Annotated in this window: 14 protein-coding genes; 10 read left to right on the top strand and 4 right to left on the bottom strand. The window is 62.2% G+C overall.

The features are described 5' to 3' along the window. Positions 1-11 precede the first annotated feature (11 nt). The 3 genes from malF to yejK all read right to left on the bottom strand — a co-directional run bounded on the left by malF (position 12) and on the right by yejK (position 4367). On the bottom strand, positions 12-1667 hold the full coding sequence (gene malF / locus AB5Y54_RS11950) for a maltose ABC transporter permease MalF (RefSeq protein WP_041212787.1): 1656 nt from the start codon (positions 1665-1667) through the stop codon (positions 12-14). A 73-nt stretch (positions 1668-1740) separates the two neighbouring features. Further along, the gene (malE, locus tag AB5Y54_RS11955) at positions 1741-2922 is read right to left on the bottom strand and encodes a maltose/maltodextrin ABC transporter substrate-binding protein MalE (protein WP_041212786.1); all 1182 of its coding nucleotides are present in this window, start codon (positions 2920-2922) and stop codon (positions 1741-1743) included. A 395-nt stretch (positions 2923-3317) separates the two neighbouring features. Further along, positions 3318-4367 carry a nucleoid-associated protein YejK gene (gene yejK, locus AB5Y54_RS11960; protein WP_039038628.1) on the bottom strand — a complete coding sequence of 350 codons (1050 nt, stop codon included), beginning with the start codon at positions 4365-4367 and terminating at the stop codon, positions 3318-3320. Between the two features lie 73 nt (positions 4368-4440). Here yejK and AB5Y54_RS11965 point away from each other — a divergent pair, with 73 nt between their 5' ends. From AB5Y54_RS11965 to hdfR, 10 genes are all read left to right on the top strand, one after another. Then, positions 4441-4668, top strand: coding sequence for a YejL family protein (locus AB5Y54_RS11965; protein ID WP_039038627.1), 228 nt, complete (start codon positions 4441-4443; stop codon positions 4666-4668). A gap of 43 nt (positions 4669-4711) precedes the next feature. Then, positions 4712-6559, top strand: coding sequence for a DUF3413 domain-containing protein (locus AB5Y54_RS11970; RefSeq protein WP_041212785.1), 1848 nt, complete (start codon positions 4712-4714; stop codon positions 6557-6559). A 249-nt stretch (positions 6560-6808) separates the two neighbouring features. Further along, on the top strand, positions 6809-8977 hold the full coding sequence (locus AB5Y54_RS11975; protein ID WP_104452732.1) for a TonB-dependent hemoglobin/transferrin/lactoferrin family receptor: 2169 nt from the start codon (positions 6809-6811) through the stop codon (positions 8975-8977). Further along, positions 8977-11019 carry a prolyl oligopeptidase family serine peptidase gene (locus tag AB5Y54_RS11980; RefSeq protein WP_102948247.1) on the top strand — a complete coding sequence of 681 codons (2043 nt, stop codon included), beginning with the start codon at positions 8977-8979 and terminating at the stop codon, positions 11017-11019. Before AB5Y54_RS11975 ends, AB5Y54_RS11980 begins: the two co-directional genes overlap by 1 nt. A 29-nt stretch (positions 11020-11048) precedes the next feature. Next, positions 11049-13460 carry a proprotein convertase P-domain-containing protein gene (locus AB5Y54_RS11985; protein ID WP_102948246.1) on the top strand — a complete coding sequence of 804 codons (2412 nt, stop codon included), beginning with the start codon at positions 11049-11051 and terminating at the stop codon, positions 13458-13460. A gap of 50 nt (positions 13461-13510) precedes the next feature. Further along, positions 13511-14878, top strand: a complete 1368-nt coding sequence (locus AB5Y54_RS11990) for a DUF1566 domain-containing protein (RefSeq protein WP_103858821.1) — start codon at positions 13511-13513, stop codon at positions 14876-14878. Further along, a complete protein-coding gene (locus AB5Y54_RS11995; RefSeq protein WP_043155288.1) occupies positions 14875-15432 on the top strand; it encodes a DUF1566 domain-containing protein in 558 nt (185 codons plus the stop codon). Before AB5Y54_RS11990 ends, AB5Y54_RS11995 begins: the two co-directional genes overlap by 4 nt. Before the next feature lie 194 nt (positions 15433-15626). Continuing rightward, complete coding sequence (gene eco / locus AB5Y54_RS12000) at positions 15627-16109, top strand: serine protease inhibitor ecotin (protein ID WP_010674240.1); 483 nt, start codon at positions 15627-15629, stop codon at positions 16107-16109. 291 nt (positions 16110-16400) lie between these two features. Further along, positions 16401-16757 (top strand): DUF413 domain-containing protein, encoded by a 357-nt coding sequence (locus tag AB5Y54_RS12005; RefSeq protein ID WP_010674239.1) that lies wholly within the window; start codon positions 16401-16403, stop codon positions 16755-16757. Next, entirely contained in the window at positions 16757-17632 is an 876-nt protein-coding gene (gene hdfR, locus AB5Y54_RS12010) for an HTH-type transcriptional regulator HdfR (protein WP_039038620.1), read from the top strand. The genes AB5Y54_RS12005 and hdfR overlap by 1 nt, the downstream gene beginning before the upstream one ends. A gap of 114 nt (positions 17633-17746) precedes the next feature. Here the strand turns inward: hdfR and tyrA are convergent, their stop codons facing one another. Next, a complete protein-coding gene (gene tyrA, locus AB5Y54_RS12015) occupies positions 17747-18886 on the bottom strand; it encodes a bifunctional chorismate mutase/prephenate dehydrogenase (RefSeq protein ID WP_048207358.1) in 1140 nt (379 codons plus the stop codon). Between the last annotated feature and the right edge of the window lie 114 nt (positions 18887-19000).

Here is a 19000-nt window from a genome sequence, read left to right on the forward strand (position 1 = left end):
TTGAAGCCTCCTTACAGTTGCTTGTCGGCTTTGGACAATTTCAGGTTGAGCAAGGCCAGCGCACCCACGATGAGGAAGATGGCGGTGGCGATGGCACTGGCCAGACCGTAGTCCTGACCACCCGAGCCCTGGAACGCGATCCGGTAGGTGTAGCTCACCAGCAAGTCGGTGGTCCCGGCCGGCGTGGTGGCCCCGATGATGTCCGGCGCCCCGTTCGTCAACAACTGGATAAGTACGAAGTTGTTGAAGTTGAAGGCAAAGGATGCAATCAACAGCGGTGTCAGCGGCTTCATCAAGAGCGGTACGGTGATCTTGAAGAAGTTCTGTACCGGCCCCGCCCCGTCCATGGCGGACGCCTCGTAGAGATCTTCCGGAATCGCCTTGAGCAGGCCCATGCAGAGGATCATCATGTAGGGGTAACCGAGCCAGGTGTTGACGATGAGGATCATCACCTTGGCCAGGAAGGGATTGGTGTACCAGTCCGGCTTGATGCCGAAGGCCGCTTCCAGGAACAGGTTGATTTCACCGAAGTTCTGGTTGAACAAGCCCTTGAACACCAGGATGGAGATGAACGCCGGTATCGCATAGGGCAGGATCAGCATGACCCGGTAGAAACCACGCCCCCTGAGCTGCTCCCACTGCACCAGACACGCCAACACCATGCCAATCGCCAGGGTGAACGCCACCGAACAGGCGGAGAAGATCACGGTCCAGACGAAGATCTGCATGAAGGGACTCTGGATACCCGGGTCCGTCATGATGCGCATGAAGTTTTTCCAACCCACGCTCACCACGAAACCGGGGGCAATGCCCTTGCCGACGAAGTGACCTTCCGCATCGATGTACTGGTAGAAGCCGGTGTCACCGTTGGGCTGCATCAGCTCGCCGCTCTGGTTGTCACGCAGCAGGTTGCTGTCCTTGATCATGACGCCGGACTTGAGCACGGCGCCGTCGACCAGCTGGGTATAGAGCTGTTTCTGGGCGGCGAACTTGCGCAGGCTGCTCAGGGTCAGATGGATATTGCCTTCGGGCAGTACCACATCCAGGGCACTCAGGTGGGTGCGGTGATCGACGATGGCACGAATGGGTGCCGCCTTGTCGGTCGCCTCCCCGGCCAGGGGTTGCAACTGAACAACCTGGGGCTCGTCACGGACCCGTCCTTCACGGGCGGCCAGGGTACGCGCCTTGTTGTTCAGCAAGGTAAGGGGTTGACTGATAAAGGATTGGTCGTCCTGTTTCAGCAGCAGCTGAAACTGATTGTTCTCACCACCCAGGAGGGTGAAATCGAATTCACCGCCGGTCACCTTGTAGGTTTTTTTCAGATGGTAATCCCGTGCCTGCTCAAGGGAGAGCAAGTTGGATCCCGAATAGTTGGTGAAGGCGATGCCGATCGTGTAGGCAAGAGGGAAGATGATAAAAACAACCATGCCTGCCACACCGGGGAAAATATAACGGTGGGCATAGGTCTTCTTGTTCATGAAGACATAGAGACCGACGGAGACGACCACCAGATCGAGCAGGGCAAATACCCACTCGCCGCTGGCATACATCATCACGGCCGCATAACCATTAAGCACTGCGATCAGTGCCGCCATGGTCCATTTCAGCCAGACGTACTTGTCTTTCTTCGGACCGGCATAGGATTCGATAGAAGGTACTACTTCCATGCCAATTAACCTTTATTGCGCCAAGAGAGATTGAGAGAGTGGGAGGCCCGAAGGCCTCCCGGGTAGTGCATGCTTACTGGACGATACGCTTGGCAGCGGTATCCAGGGCTTCGTCAACACCCTGACGGCCAGAGGTGATGTTCTTGAGGGCGGTTTCGAAGGAGGACCAGAAACGGCTCATCTCGGGCACGGACGGCATCGGTTCGCCGTTCTGGGCGTTCAGCATGGTGGCCTTGATGTTGGGGTCGGCTTCCAGGGTCTTCTGGAAGGACTTCAGGGCCACGGCACCCAGCGGCTTGTCGGCGTTCATCGGCGCCAGACCGGCATCGGTCAGCAGGTAGTTCTCGAGGAACTCGATGGCCAGATCCTTGTTCGGGCTGGCGGCGTTGATGGTGGCACCCAGTACGCCAACGAAGGCCTTGGCGGGCTTGCCTTTCAGGGTCGGCAGCTGGGCTACGCCATACTTGATGCCGCTCTTGTCCAGGTTGCTCCAAGCCCAGGGACCGTTGATCATCATGGCCACTTCGCCCTTGTTGAACTTGGCGTCCATCACACCGTAGTCAATGCCCTTCTCCAGGTGACCGGATTTGATCATCTCGGAGATGTAGCCGACGCCGGCCTTGGCACCTGCGTTGTTCACGCCGGTGTCTTTGACGTCATAGCCGGTGGCGGTCTTCTTGAAGGCGTAACCACCGTTGGCAGCCACCAGGGGGTAGCTGAAGTAGGGGGTGTCATAGGCCCACATGATGGCGCGCTTGCCATTTTTCTTCAGGTCTTCGTCGATCTTGGCGATCTCTTCGAAGGTCTTCGGCGGGTTGGGCAACAGATCCTTGTTGTAAATCAGGCTGACGGCTTCTACCGCGACCGGGTAGCCATAGGTCTTGCCATCGACGGTCATGGCATCCCAGGCGAATTGCTCGAACTTGGCCTTGGTGGCGGTATTCGGGGTCACGGGAACCAGCAGACCGGACTTGACCCACTCACCGTAACGGTCGTGAGCCCAGAAGAAGATGTCCGGGCCGTTGCCGGTGGCGGCGGCTTGCTGGAATTTGACTTCAACCTGATCCGGGTGGGCGACGGTGACCTTGATGCCGGTTTCGGCTTCAAACTTCTTGCCGACTTCGGCCAGGCCGTTGTAGCCCTTGTCACCGTTGATCCAGATGGTCAGCTGACCTTCATCAATGGCAGCAGTGGCAGAGCAGGCCACGCCCAAGGTAGCCAAACCGATCAGGGATGACAGCAATTTCTTTTTCATGAGCCTTTCCTTGTATTAGTTCCGCGCTGTAAGAGCATTGTGTGCAGATGCATATTATCCCAAGCAGTCAATGCCTCACATGACACGCCTCGCATTTTTGAAATGCAATTACGTATTTTCTTCCAGAAAGTTATGAAAACATTTTCTTATTTCAGCGACTTAGGAAGGGATATCCCCATATTTTTGCCAAGATATGGAAATTAAATTACAGAAAGGAAATCAATTTACGTCATTGAAAGGGATTTCACCCCACTGAAAACCCTTTCATTCCCGATATTTTGTTCAATGTGTTAACAAAAGTACTGAGGTGGTTTCCATCTACATCACCCCCTTAAATAAAAAGGCACCGGAGCGGACTCCGGTGCCTTTTTGCAAGAAATGACGGCTGGATCACATTACGACTGGCGCAGCAATTGATCCTTGAGATTGGGCGGGACTCCCCTGATGGTCAGGGTGTCGGTCTGGGGATCGTAAAAGACCCGGCTGTTGAGCAACTTCTGCTCGAAGCTCAGAGTCAGGCCGCCACCGGAGCCCACAAACTTGGTCAAGCCCCGCAGGGTGGAACGGTCCGCCGGGAAGCGCTCCTCCAGCTCGTACTCCTGACCGATGAAGCTGTAAAAATCGAGGTCCCCATCACCGGGCAATTCCGCCGACAGCTCCTTGATCTCGATCTCCTCGCCGGCGCTGGCCTGCTCGGTGCAATATTTGAAGACCTGCTTCTTGTAGTCATTGCGCTCGGCCGGTTCGAGCTGGCGGCTGTCGCAGTAATCGTCCACCGCCTGCAGCAACCCCTTGTTCTGGATCTTGGCATCCATGCCCTCCCGGGCCCCCAGCAGATCCATGAAGAAATCCCCCAGCTTGCGACCGACCCGGCCCTTGCTGAAGGTGATATAACGACGCGAATCCCCCTGGGTTTTCCACTCGGTGAGATCGATGCGGGCCACCAGATTGAGTTTGCCGATATCCAGGTACTGGATGTGGCGCAGCTCCAGCGCCTCGCTCACGGTGACGCTCTCCTTGCCTTCCAGCAGGGCGATCATCAGGTAATCCACCCCCACATAGTTGTACTTGGCAATCAGCAACACCCCCTGCTCGTCCAGGGCATGCTCCACCAGCTGCTTGACCAGCATCTGGGTCAGGTTGACGGAAAAGGGGACGAACTCGGTCTGCTCCGCCAGCAGCTGCTCCAGGGCGATGCGAAAGGCGGGGGAAGGCTGCTTGGGGGCGTCTTCCCCCTCCGCCAGCTCGGCGACGGCGGCCTCGGGATCGGCGAAGAAGCCAAAGCCCTTTCCCCCCTTGCCGTTATAGATGCGATGCAGCTCCGCCATCAGCCCTTGTACCGCCTCGTCGGCAGGCAGGGTCTGGCTGCGGGTATCGGCGTGGGGCTGGCCATCGTTGCCCGCCCGCAGGGAGTGAAGAATGATCTTGTCGATATCGAGACTCATGTCACAAAGCCATAGTGTTAGCCGAAAGGGTGAAGTATTATAAGGCGCTTTGAACCGAGGTGAACCCAAGATTATGCCCATCGTATCAAAGTACAATAACGAGCAGTTTGACGCCCTGATGAACGACCTGATCACCGCCCTGGAGAAACACAAGGCACCGGTGGATCTCAGTCTGATGGTCCTTGGCAACTTGACCACCAACATCATCAACGGCATGGCCCCGGCCCAGCGCCAGGCGATCACCGAGAAGTTCATCCAGGCACTCACCGCCTCGGTGGGCCATCGCCACGATGCGCACTGAGTTTCTTCGCATTCTTTGATGTTTTTCAAGCAGATGGATCATTATGGTCGAAACCGGCAACCCCTATCGCGATAATGTCTCTCGCCTGATCACCTGGGGGCATTGGTTCTCCTTCTTCAACATCATCCTGGCCATGCTGATCTCGACCCGTTACCTGGGCGCCATCAGCTGGCCATCGACCACGCTCGGCGTGACCTATCTCGTCATCAGCTGGATAGGTCATTTCTCGTTCCTGAGCTTCGTCACCTATCTGCTGACCATCTTCCCCTTGAGCTTCATCCTGCCCAGGGAGAAGCCGCTGCGCTTCATTTCATCCATCATCGCCACCCTGGCGCTGGTGCTGCTGCTTATCGACACCCAGGTGTTCCAGCTGTTCAAGTTCCACTTGAATGGCCAGGTGTGGCAACTGCTGCTGGATCAGGCGCAGACCGAAGAGGGCTCTATCTGGAGCATCATCTTCGTGGCGGTGCCCGCCATCTTCCTGCTGCAACTGCTGCTGTCGGCCTATGTGTGGCGCAAGATCAACAAGCGCAAACGCCGCCAGTATGGTAATCAGGTGGGGCTGGCCCTGCTGGTCTGCTTCATCCTGACCCATCTGGTCAACAGCTGGGCGGATGCGACCCTGTATCAACCCATCACCATGCAGCGCGCCAACTTCCCCCTCTCCTACCCCATGACCGCCAGGAGCTTCCTGGCCAAGCATGGCTGGCTCGACCTCGAGCAGTATGAGAAGAAGGCCGAAGATCAGGGAAGCGCTGAGCACCGTCTGCTCTATCCCTTGCGCCCCCTCAGCGTGAGCGCACCCAGCGATCACAAGAACCTGCTGGTGGTGGTGGTCGACTCCCTGCGAGCCGACATGCTCAACAACATCAACATGCCCAATCTGCAACGCTACGCGGACAACCACTTCAATTTCCGCCAGCACATGAGTGGTGGCAATGATGAAGCCATGGGGATGTTCAGCCTCTTCTACGGGCTGCCCGGCCACTATTACGGTGACATCCGGGCCGACAAGCGCCCCCCTGTGCTGTTCGACGAGATGCTGCGTCAGGACTACCAGTTCGGCCTGTTCGGTGCACTGGAAGATGCCAAGCAGTATCGCCAAAGTCTGCTTGCGGGTCTGCGCAAACAGGTCTTCGTCTCCCGCCAGACCGATGACCGCAGGCTCATCGACGACTGGCAGCAGTGGCTTGGCACGCGCACCGCGGACAGACCCTGGTTCTCTCTGGTCTATCTCTCTAGCCCGGGGGATTATCAGGTGCCCGCCAGCATCAAGGGTCCCTTCCAGCCCGAGTTGACCCGCTTCAACCCGGCCACTGCCTATCGGCCCGAGAACCTGCAGAAGCTGGAGAACCGCTACAAGAACGCGGTCTTCTATACCGATCAACTGCTGGAGCAGATGCTGACCCAACTGCAATTGCAGGGGCTTGATGAGCAAACCATCGTCGTGGTCACCTCCAACCACGGTCAGGAGTTCAACGAGACCCAGAGCAACAGCTGGGGCTATGGCAGCAATTACTCGACCTATCAGGTGCAGGTCCCCCTGGTGCTGGCCTGGCCTGGTGCCGAACCTGCGCCCCAGGCGCAGGCGAGCAGCCACCTGGATCTGGTACCGACCCTGATGAAGAACATGCTGGGTGTACGCAACCCCTATCGTGACTACAGCACGGGGCGCAACCTGTTCGAAGCCAGTACACGCACCTGGCTGCTGGCGGGGGATCAGAATGACTTCGCCATCTATCAGGGCAACACCATCACCCAGTTCAACAAGCAGGGGGACTTCGAGCTGCTGGACCGCGACACCTATCGCCCCATCAAGCACGGCACCCCGGACATGGGCACCCTGATCCAGGTGATGAACGAGCTCAATCGCTTCTATCGCGCCCCCTGATCAGCGCCAGCACACCTCCTTGAGCCCGCCCCTATGGCGGGCTTTTTCTTGCCCGCACCACACCCATACTCCTGTTTCTCATGGCGTCATTCGCAAACGTATGCCACCACCTTACTGATTTATCTCTCAAAAAATTCAATTCGATCAATATCATAAAAACAAAATGATAATGATTGTCATTTATTGATCTGCTTGACTCCCTCTGCAATAATCCGCGCCCTCAGGCTTAAATAATAATTATTCTCAAATATGAAAATTCGACTTCTTCACTACTGGCCCATGCTGCTGTCCGGTACGGCGCTGGCTGCCAGCGATCCCGCCGGGGTCGACACAACGGACATGCACCCCGAACTCAAGGGGCGCGAAACCATCGTGGTCAAGGGACAGCGCATCGAGCAGAAGCTCTCCGACGTGTCCGGTTCCATCACCGTCATCACGGAGGAGGATCTGGATCGCCAGGTTGCCACCGAGCTCACCGATGTGTTCAAGAACGAACCCGGCGTCTCGGTGACCGGCTCCGCCGGCCGCCCCCAGAACATCATCATCCGCGGCATGGGCGGCAACCGGGTGCTCATCATCAAGGACGGGGTGCGGGTCAGCGACGGTTTTGGCGCCGACGACCTCAACGACAAGGTGGGCCGCTTCAGCTTCGATCTCGACGACGTCAAACAGATAGAGGTGGCCAAGGGAGCCGGTTCCTCCCTCCATGGCTCCGATGCCATCGGCGGCACCATCGTCATCAGCACCAAGCAGCCGGAAGATTACCTTCAGGGCCAGGATGCCTATCTCAGCAGCAAGGTGCTGCACGATGGCAGCAGTGACAAGCAGAAGCTGAGCGCCACCGGCGCCGCCCGGATACGGGATACCGAACACCTGCTGCGCCTCTCCGGCTGGCAGGGACATGAGACCGCCAACTACGACGAGAGCCGCATCCCGGCGGATCTGGATGGCCTCAGCGCCTCCACCAGCTCTCGCATCCAGCTGAACGAACATCATCTGCTGCGCCTCGAACTCGACTACTTCGAGGACAACGCCGAGCGGGATCAGGGGCCGCGCGAAGTGCCCCAGCCCGATGGCAAGTGGCAGGTGCGCCAGTACCACGAGCAGGGCAGCCAACGCACCCAGGGGGGAAAGCTGGCCTGGGAAGCGAGAAACCTCGACACAATACTGGCTGACAGCCTCACCTGGAGTGCCTACGGCAATCACTCGAAAAACACCGCCAACAAGCGCAGCCTGCTGCAAAACGATCTGCTGAGCGGTTATCCGCGCTATCGCAGCGAACGGGAACTCGCCACCTTCACCGAAGACAGGATCGGTACCGAGCTGGATGTGCGCCGGGATCTCGCCACCGGCCCTCTCGCCCATCAGCTCAGTTACGGCATCGAGCTCGAGCGCACCACCCACGAGCGGCCGGTGGAGAAGCTGAGTCTGGAGGCCGGCATTCCCCAACCCGGCCAGTCCGCCCCCTTCAGCCGCGCCCGTACCGACAGGGCCGGAGTCTGGCTCGGCGACGTGGCCAGCCTGGGCCAGTGGCAGTTCACCCCCACCCTGCGCATGGATCACCAGTGGCTCACGCCGCTGGACGGCAGCCACGACAGCAACCACAGCTGGCACCTCTCCCCGAGCCTGGCCACCAGCTACCGCTTCAACGACCAGTGGCGCAGCTGGCTCAGCTATGCCAACGGGTTCCGGGCGCCTTCCTACGACAAGGTGTACGGCAATATCCCCCACTACTTCGCCCTGCCGCCCTTCGAGATCATCGCCAATACCGGGCTCAAGGAGGAAACCAGCCACAGCATCGAGTGGGGGCTGAGTGGCGAGGGGGACAACTGGAGCATCAAGCCAGCGCTCTTCTACAACCGCTACTACAACTTCATCGACTGGCGCGAGGTGGGGCTGCGCCTGAGCGATGGCGTCATCCTGCGCCAATATCGCAACGTCGCCAAGGCCGAAACCTGGGGGGCCGAACTCGCCGCCAGCTACTGGCTGACCCAGGAGTGGGAGCTCGCCACCAAACTCGGCTGGGTCGATGGCGAGGACAACAAAGGTGAAGCGCTGCGCACCCTGACGCCCCTCGAGGGCAACACCCGTCTGAGCTATCAGGCCAATGAGTGGAGCCTGGGCATTCAGGCGGACTATGCCGCCGCCATGAGCCGGGTGCCCACCTGCGGCAACAGCCTGACCGGCCGCCAGGGGGACTGCCTCGAAAGTGCCGGCTGGCTCAGTTTCGCCCTGACGGCCGACTGGCTGGTCACCGACGCCCTCAAGGTCAACCTCAAGCTCGACAACCTGTTCGACACCCGCTACACCCGCTATCAGGATGTGGCCGGGCTGGAAGCCGGGACCGATGCTTCCCTCTTCACCCAGAGCGGCCGCACCCTGAGTGCCAGCCTGCGCTACACCTTCGTGGGGATCTGATGCACAGCCTATTGATCCTGGCCAGCCTGCTGGCCACGCCGGCACCCGCCTCCCCCCTGCCTGAGGCAACCCTGGAGGCCGCGCCCCTCATCCCCGAGCGCCCGCAACTGATGAAGGGGGAGATAGCCCGTCTCGATCCCTATGGTGGCTGGCGTGACGACAGCCGCCAGGATCCCGCCCTCCTGACGCTGCTGCGCGAGCAGAACCGCTGGACCGAGCGGCAGCTCGCCGACCAGGTGCCACTGGTGCAGCGCCTGCAGACGGAGTGGCAGGGCCGGGAGCGGGGCGCTCCCGTGCCGGACGACTGGTTGAGCCAGGCTGGCAGCCAGTGGCGCATGGAGGCGGACGGCAGCCTGTGGCAACGCAGCGACGCCAATGACGCTCCCCGAAAGCGGCTGGCTCCCCGCCAACCTGCCGAGGGGTATTACGAGCTCGCCGCCTGGGCCCTGCACCCGGACGGGCAACTGCTTGCCCTGGCCGAAGACCGCAGGGGAGATCGGGACTACCGCATCACCCTGCTGGATCTGGCGAGTGGCGAGACACTGGCCTCTTTGCCTCACCGCGCCGGCGATCTGCTCTGGAGTCTGGATGGCAAGACCCTCTACACCCTCGCCAACGAGCACCAGACCCTGCGCCCCTGGCAACTGCTGGCCTGGCAGGATGGCAAGGAGACCCTGGTGTATGAGGAGCGCGATCCCGCCTGGCTGCTCGGCCTCTATCGCACCACGGATCGCCGCCACCTGGTGCTGCAAAGCAACAACCACGACAGCTCCGAGCAATACCTGCTGGACGCGGGTCGGGCCGACCTGCTCAAGGGGCGCGAGCGCGGCCTCGAATACTACCTGGATACCCAGGGGGACAGGGTGCTGCTCAAGAGCAACCGGGACGGCGCCCTCGGCCTCTATCAGGTGGCCGACTTGAGCCAGGTTGCGAAGGGAGAGTGGCAACGGCTCTGGTCCGGCGAGGGCCGGGAACTCGAGAAGTGGCGCCTCTTTGCCCGGCACACCGTGCTGCAATACCGCAAGGAAGGGGATGACTGGCTCGATGTGCTGGACGCCAAAGGTGCGTTGACCCACAGCCTGCCGCTCACCGATGGCGCAGGCACGGCCTGGATCCAGGGCAGCCAGGAACCGGCCAGCGACAAGGCGCTCATTCGCCGCCAGGGGATGGCCGAGCCACCTCACCAGCGCTGGCTGGATCTCGCCTCCGGCGCCTGGGAGGGGACACCTGAGAGCAGGGGCACCTCCCCCTATCAGAGCGAGCGGCGCTGGATCGCGGGCAAGGACGGGGTCAAGGTGCCTGTCTCCCTGGTCTGGCGCAAGGGCATTACCCACCCCCGGGCACTGCTGCTCTACGGCTATGGGGCCTACGGCACCCCCATGCGCCCCTACTACCAGCCCCGGGTGCTGAGCCTGCTGGATCGCGGCTTCGTCTACGCCATCGCCCATGTGCGCGGGGGCGGTCTGCTCGGCGAATCCTGGTACCGGGAGGGTCGTGGCCGGGACAAACAGCACAGCGTGGATGATTTTCTCGCCGTAGCCGATGCCCTGGCACGGGATCCCGCCATCGATCCCGCCCGGCTGTTTGCCATGGGCGGCAGCGCCGGCGGCCTGCTGGTGGCTGCGGCACTCAACCAGGCGCCCACCCGTTTCGCCGGGGCCGTGCTGCAAGTTCCCTTCGTCGACCTGCTGGGCACCATGCAGGATCCCGAGCTGCCCCTCACCCGGCAGGAGTACGCCGAGTGGGGCAATCCGGCCATCCCGAGTGACTATGCCGCCATGCGCCGCCTGAGCCCCTACGACAACCTGCACAAGGCCCCTTATCCCCCCGTCTATGTGACGGGCGGCCTGCACGACAGTCAGGTGCCCTACTGGGAACCCCTCAAGTGGATAGCCCGCCTGCGATCCCATAGCACGGGAACAGGCCCCTATCTGCTGCGCACCGAACTCGACGGCGGCCACCTGGGCGCCCCCCGAACGGCGGCGCTGCGTGCGGCGCAGGAGTATGCCTTCCTGCTCACCCTGGCGGGCGTCAACCACTGACCCCTTGTCCTCTTTTTCTGGAGTGAACCATGAAACCCTCTTCCCTGGCCCTCTGGCTGGCGGCAACCCTGATCTCATCGCCGCTGCTGGCGGCCGATCTGCAGTTTGTCGATGAACAACCCTTGACCACGACGCCGAAGCGCTGGCTCGAGCAGCGCCTCGGTGTGCTCCTCGCCCCCGATTACGACAGGGCCAGCCTGCTCGGCCACCATTACAGCTTTCGCCAGCTGGTGAACGGCCTGCCGGTGGCCGCCACCCAGGCCGCCGTCAGTGTCGACGGGGACGGCCGCCCCTGGCGCCTCTATCACAACCTGCGCCCTTTGCAGAGCACAGCGCCCGGCTGCGATGCCAGCGGCACCCTGGATCCCCTGCTCGCCACCCTGCGCACCGACGACAACCAGATAGAGACGCTGGGGCCGGTCGAAGCCTGGTACTGGCGAGACGGCGATACCCTGGTGCCTGCCCTGCGCCAGCGGGTGCGCGAGCACAAGGCAGGCAATGCCAAGGCCAGCCAGGTGCAGCTGTTTGCCCGTTGCGACGGGGAGCAGGAGCTTGGCCGTCTCGGGGATCAGGCAACTACCCACCCTCTGCATGTCGCCGATGCAGGCGATATGAAGGTTCAGGCACGGGTGTTCGACCCCGATCCCCGCACCCGCCTGCAGGACGCCAGCCTGGTCTGGCACGATGAGCTGGTGCTGGCACAGGCCGCCTACCAGGATCCGGTTCCCCTGCCGGTGAGCCTGCAAGCCGGGCAGTATCGCCTGAGCGGCCCCCATGCCAGGGTGGTGGATGTCATGGCCCCCGAATCGGCCCCCTACAGCAGCAGTGACGTGCAGGGTTTTCGCCTGACCCGGGACGATCGCGGCTTTGCGGACATCAACGCCTACTACCATCTGGATCTCGCCCAGCGCCACCTCAAGGCGCTCGGCTTCACCGAGCTCATCCCCGGGGCGCTCGACATCGACACGGACGCGGGCTATCAGGACAACTCCCTCTACGATCCGTTCGAACGCAGGCTGGAGCTGGGTCGCAGCGGCGTGCCCGATGCCGAGGATCCCATGGTCATCTGGCACGAGTTCGGCCACGGGGTACAGCACCACATCCTGCCGGATCTCGGGGAAGAGGGTGACTGGGGAGCCATCGGCGAGGGCTTTGGCGACTACCTGGCCGCCAGTCAACGCCAGCGCAGCGAAGCCGGTCGCCAATTCGAACCCGCCATGGTGTTCAACTGGGATGCCCGCTTCACCGACCGCACCCCGCGCCAGCTCGACGATCTGCGCGCCCGCTACCATCCGGACTACCGCTACCCGGCCCACCGCACCATCAACGGCAGCAACGGGGATCAGCTCTGGGGCACCCCGCTGTTCCAGGCCCTGCTGACGGCGGTGGCCGAGCACGGTGAGGCGGCCAGGGACGAGTTTGATCGCGTCATCATCGAATCCCACTTCGGCCTGGGGCCGGCCATTCGCATGCCGCAACTGGCCCGGATCACCGTGGATACTGCAGCCCGTCTCTACCCGACGCGAGCCTATGCCCGTCTGCTGGAGCAGGCATTTCGCCAGCACGGGCTGCTGCAAGCTCCCGTCAATATTGCCCTCGCCGAGGGGAGCGCCATCCCGCTGGGGCAGCGCCAGTCGGTGCAGCTGACCCTCAGCAACCCGGGCAAAGGGGAAGTGACCCTCAATGAGCTGGCCCTCACCCTGCCAACCGGGTTGCAGGCCGATCCTGACAGCTGGCAACCAGCAACCCTGGCCGCCGGTGCCAGCATGACCACCACCCTGCGCCTGCTGGCCCAGAGCCCGCTCGCCTGCGGCGACGAGGCGAGCCTCTCGGTGAATCTCGCCATGAGCGGTACCAGCCCCACCGAGCGCCAGTGGCAGCAATCCCTGACCCTACCCATCGGCACCCCCGTCATCAGCCGGGCCAGTGGTCGGTCACAGCGACTGAACGATGCCCAGAGCGAGGAGGTGCGCGGCTTGAGCGAAACCAGCCTGCTGCTGGAGAAGAGCGATGCCCGTGTGAGCGACAGGCTGCAACTGAGCCTGGATCTGCAGCACGAGGCGCTGGATGAGCTGGAGATCTGGCTCAGCTCCCCCGCCGGCACCCGGGTCCAGATCTGGGACAAGGGTTACAGCCCCCTGCCGAGCCTGAAAGGGGTCTTCCCCACCGAGTTGCAGTCCCTGCAACCCTTCAGCGCCTTCGAAGGAGAACCCCTGGCCGGTCGCTGGACCCTGGAGGTGGTGGACAGCAAACCGGGCAATCAGGGTTTCCTGAACGGGTGGAGCATCAGTCAGCGTACCGGCGCCCAGTGCGGCAACACCGTGCCCGTGCCGGATGACGGCATCATCCGCTTCGATACCTCGGACAGCAGTGGCGGGGGAGCCTTCCCCCTGCTCTGGCTGCTGCCGCTGGCCCTGTGGCGCCGTCTGCGTCGCCTCTGACTCTCCCTATATAAAGAAGAGAGGGGCCAAGGCCCCTCCAAGGACACACCATGACCATGAGAATGACCCCGATCGTCTGCCTGCTGGCCCCCCTGCTCAGCGCCTGTGGCGGCGGTTCGGACGAGGCTCCCCTGACCGCGCCGGACTACCGCCTGACGGTCAGCCTGCCCGCTGCGGGCACCCTGTGCATCAACCTGAACCAGAACGACGGCTGCGAAGCCAATGAGCCCGCCGTCAGCGGCGAGGCCGGTGCCCACTCCCTGACCCGGCGCCACCCTGATCTGCTCACCACTCCTCTGCTGTTCATTCCGGCGGATCCCGCCGCCCTGCCCCTGGCCCACCCGGCGGCGCGCCAGGACAACCAGCACCTCACCCCCAGCCCCCTCAGCACCCTGCTGCAGACGCGTATCTCGGACGGGCTGCCACCGGCTCAGGCCCTGACGGACGTGCTGCTCGCCCTGGCCCCCCTTCACCCCGGCCCAGATCTGGCGGCACTGGCGCAGCTGGGCGACTTCAACCGCGCCCTCGCCGAGCTGGCCCTCGCCGCCTTCGATGACGAGGCCACCCTGCCCACCTTGGCCGCCAGCGAACGCCGCCTGCAGATCTGGCAGGGGCTGGTCACCCTGCTGCCCGAGCTCGCCCGGCACTTTGCCGCCAGCCCCGAGCTACTGAGCCAGCAGGCCAGACTCGCCGCCGTGCTGATGCAGCAGCAACCTAGGGCGTTGGTGACCGCCAGCGGCGTCACCACCTACACGGACGGGGTGGATTACCTGCTGACCCAGGAGCCTGCGGATCACCCGGGCCAGGAGGCGAGCCTGGGCCAAGCGCCCCTGCGCTATCGCAAGCTGGACGGCAAGGGGCAACCCCTGGCGGACAATGCCGACGAGTGGGAGTGCGTGGAGGATCTCAATACCGGCCTCGTCTGGGAGAAGAAGCTCGATGATCCGGACAGTCCGCGGGATCTGCACAAAGTCTTCGCCTGGGAGTTTGGCAACTATCACCCCAGTCAGGCGGAGCTGGATTATGCCTGCCCCGAGGGGGAAGCTATCTGCTCCACCGAGCAGTATCGCCAATGGCTAAATGGACAACGACTCTGCGGCATAGGGCACTGGCGCCTGCCCACGGCCCAGGAGCTAGGCAGCCTGCAACACTACGGCTCCCTCGCCCGCCAGGATGGCCAGCTCGTCACCCTGGATGTGCGCTACTTCCCCGACGTCGGTCCCTCGAGCGGCGACTTCGATGGCAGCTACTGGACCCAGACCCTGACCCCATCCCGGCGCCTCGAGAGCGTCCCCATCGCCGTCATCAGCCCTCAGTTCCTGGGGGAGGATGCGGGCACCGATTACCCCTATGGCGTCCAGAACGAAAATGAAATCAATGCCATACAACTGCGCCTTGTGGCCGAGGTAACCCGATGAACAAGTATCTTCTGACCCTGCTGCTCACCCTGTGCAGCCCCCTGGCACTGGCCATCGCCATCTGCGACGACGCCCTGCCCCGTACCAGCCCCACCGCCCGTTTCCAGGATCACGGCAACGGCACCGTCACCGACAGGGGCACCGGTCTGACCTGGATGCGCTGCCAGCTCGGCCAGACCTGGCGCAACCAGAGCTGCGAGGGGGAACCCACCCGCCTCTACTGGCAACAGGCACTGCAGACGGCGGAACGGATCCGCACCGAACCGAGCCATGCCCTGTATGGCTTTGGTGGTCATCACGACTGGCGCCTGCCCACCATCAAGGAGCTCGCCAGCATTCTGGAGTCCGCCTGTTACAAACCGGCATTGAACGAAACCATCTTCCCCCGCGCCATGGCCGGGGATGGCAAGGAGGTGAACGACGGCTATGTCTATCTCTGGTCCTCCACCCCGGTGCCGGCCCTTCAGGGCGTCGCCTACCTGGACATCACCAGCGGCTCCGTCGCCCAGCGCGCCCCCCGCGCCTGGGCGAAACAGGTCCTGCTGGTGAGGTGACAGCCTGGACATGGGGGCCACCCGGCCCCCTGTTTGACACGATGCAAGAAGCGCCAGGGTGACCCTGACCGTCAAAAAAGCATCAAATTGCGTCATGTGATGCCTGTTCAGGGCGGTTTTGCACGCCGCAGCGCTGGCATGAAACCGGCAGAGCGGTTAGTCTAGCGGCGTTGAACCAATCCCAAGAGGTACAGATGAAAACCGTGTTGCGTTTTAGCCTGCTGGGCGCCTTGTTATTGGGTGGCCATGCCTTCGCCGCCGAACCGAAAAAATTTGATATCAGCATGTTCCCCGCCGCCGAAGTGAACCAGGAACGTGTCGTGATCCGTCTGCCGGAAGTCGAGAACGAAGCCGACATGATGGTCGAGCTGCAAGTCGGCAAGAAGATGCTGGTCGACTGCAACCTGCCCCGCTTCGCGGGCAATCTGGAACAGCACAGCGTCAAGGGCTGGGGTTACAACTACCTGACCCTGGGCCAGGTCACCGGCCCCGTCAGCACCCTGATGGCCTGCCCAGACGGCCAGAAGAAGGAGAGTTTCGTCCAGATCTACGGTCAGGGCTTCTTCGTGAACTACAACTCCAAGCTGCCCTTCGTCATCTATGTGCCCCAGGAGTACGAGGTGCGCTATCGTCTGTGGCGTGCCGACAACCTGGCACAGCCAGCCATGATTGAGTGAGTGCCGCGCACTCGGGTTCAGCTCAGTCATGATGATAAAAAGGCGCCATACGGCGCCTTATTTTTAGCTTCCGAGCCCGTTCTTGAGCGGTTTTTCCTGTACAAAATCTGACATAACTCCACTATTTTTCAGGCTTTTTTGTGCAGCGCACCGCAAAATGCCCCCTCGGGATGCGACAAACCCTGTTCGATAAAAGATATTTATTAACATAGTAAGAAAATTGATTTTGCACTCTGCGACGGCCTGATGATACTTGCCCGCAAAGGTCAAACTAACCAGAACAAGAGCACTATGAGCTTCGAATCAGACAAGCGTTTCAACGACTTCAAACATTTTCCCCGTGGCCTGCGTCGCAGTGGCGAATTCACCGTGGCCGAAGCGGACAGTCTGGAAAAATATGGCACCGTGATGCTGGCGCTCTATCAGGGCAACCTGGCCCCGCGCGATGACGTAGAAAGTGCCTTTATCGAACAGGTCAAATCCGGCGCAGCCGGCAACAACCCCCACGCCAAGGTGTGGTTCAAATACCTGAAGGTGATTGGTCCCAAGCGCGTGCACCGTCTGTGCACCGTCGCAGGCGGCGCCAATGAAGATGCGGGTGGCAGCTTTGAAGGCGGCGGTGGCGGCAGCGACGAGTCCCTCGATTAATGGATACCGAGCTGCTTCGGACCTTCATCGAGGTCAGCAAGACCCGGCACTTTGGCCGGGCGGCTGAAAATCTCTACCTGACCCAGTCGGCGGTGAGCTTCCGGATCCGCCAGCTCGAGCAGCAACTCGGGGTCAGCCTGTTTGCCCGTCATCGCAACAACATCCGCCTGACTGCCTCCGGTGAGCGTCTGCTGCCCTACGCAGACGCCATTCTGCATACTTTGGGGCGCGCCAAGCAGGACGTGGCCCTCTCCCCCGGTTTCAGCCAGCAGCTTGCCATCGGCGCCCCCGCCGTCTTCTGGGAGCTCGACTTCAACGACTGGCTCAACCATGTCTATGCCCTGGCCCCCGGCCTCGCGGTGCGCCTCGAAACCGCCTCCCGCGAGCACCTCTGTCGCCAGTTGCTGGAGCGCTCCCTCGATCTCGCCCTGCTCTCCGAGCCGACCAAGATCGACGAGATTGCCCTGCACCCCATCGGCGAGCTGGTGTTCGAACTGGTGAGCCGGGAGCCGGCCGCAAACGCCGACAGCCTGATGCAGATGCCCCACATTCATCTCGACTGGGGCACCAGCTTCGAACCGCCATCGAGCCGATTGCAGAGCCTGCAGAAGACCCCGGTGCTGCATTCAAGCTCCGCCAGCATGGCCCTGCAATTCGTGCTGGCCAACGGTGGCGCCGCCTACCTGCCAAGGCGCATGGTGAGCCCCTTCCTGGAGCAGGGGCAGCTTCATCTGGTGGAAGGGGGCCAATCCCTGAGCCGCCCGCTCTACCTCGCCTATCTGGAGAAATCCGACCGCCGGGAGCTGATCGATCAGCTGCTCACCCTGCCGCTGGGCTGGCATGACGCCGACTTGCGTCAACCGCCTGCCGAATGAAAGAGGGCGATTTCACGCCCAGACCTGTGTTTTCATCTACCTTGGTTATCGGTGCAGCACAAACAACATGAAAAAGGGGCCATCAGGCCCCTTTTGTATGGATGTCTTTGTGCATCAGCCGTGATGACGACGGTCGTTGGCCTGGGCCAGCAGGGTGCGACTCTCGCGCAGGAACTCCTCCGCCCGCTCGCCGAAGAAGCCGGAGACCTGGCTGAAGGCCTCGATGAAGCCCTCCCTGTCGCCCCGCTCCAGCAGGCCCAGCGCCTCGCCGAAGTTCTGGTAGTAACGACGGATCATCGCGAGGTTCTGCGGCGACGACAGTATGATGTCGGCGTAGAGGTGGGGATCCTGGGCAAACAGCCGTCCCACCATGGCCAGCTCCAGCCGGTAGATGGGAGAGCTTAAGGCAAGCAGGCGGTCGATGTTGGCCTGCTCCCGGGAGAGGTGCCAGCCGTAGGCGAAGGTAGCAAAGTGGCGCAGCGCCTGAATGAAGGTCATCGCCTCGTCGTGGGCCTTGGCCTCCACCTGCTGCAAACGCGCCCCCCAGATGGTCATCTGCTCCAACAGCCACTGGCTGGCGGCGGGCTCGCGCCCCTGACAGCAGACGATCACCTGCTTGGCGAGGCTCGCCACGTCCGGCCCGAACATGGGGTGCAGCCCCAGCACCGGCCCCTGGTGTACCGCCAGCATATGGGCAAGCGGTTCACTCTTGACGCTGGTCACGTCCACCAGCAGGCAGTCCGCCGGCAGGTTGCCGAGCCGGTCGATCACCTGGCAGGTGACGTCGATGGGCACCGCCACCATCACCAGCCCGGCGCCGTGCAGGATCTCGTCGGCGCGTGGCCAATCGGCCTGACCCAGGGTTTCGACCCGGTAGCCCGAGAGGCTGAACAGGTTGCCGAACAGGCGGCCAAGCTGCCCCTGGCCACCGATGATCACCACCTTGCCGAGCTCAGGCTTCATGCACTTGAAGTGGTGCTCCTTGTCGCTGGCGGACTCCAGAATATAGGACTCGCGCATCACCCGGCGCAGCACATCCTCGATAAGGTCCCCCGGCACCCCCAGTGCCTCGGCCTCGGCGCGGCGGCGGGCCAGCATGCTCGCCTCCCGATCCGGCGCGTAGATGGGCAGGCCGTGCCGGCTCTTCACTTCCCCCACTTCCCCCACCAGGGCGAGACGGGCAGCCAGCAGATCAATCAGCTGCTTGTCCACCGCATCTATCTTGTCCCTGAGGGCATTCAACTCTTCCGCCATGTCCAGTCCCTGCTGGCGCCGCCCGCAGCGACGCCCTGTCATTCAAGAGGCAACAAGGTATCACTGCGTGGGCCGTGATACCTCGATGGTTCAATCAGTTACAACAAGATACCA

The sequence above is a fragment of the Aeromonas sp. s9 genome (assembly GCF_040907765.1).
Classification (GTDB): domain Bacteria; phylum Pseudomonadota; class Gammaproteobacteria; order Enterobacterales; family Aeromonadaceae; genus Aeromonas; species Aeromonas caviae.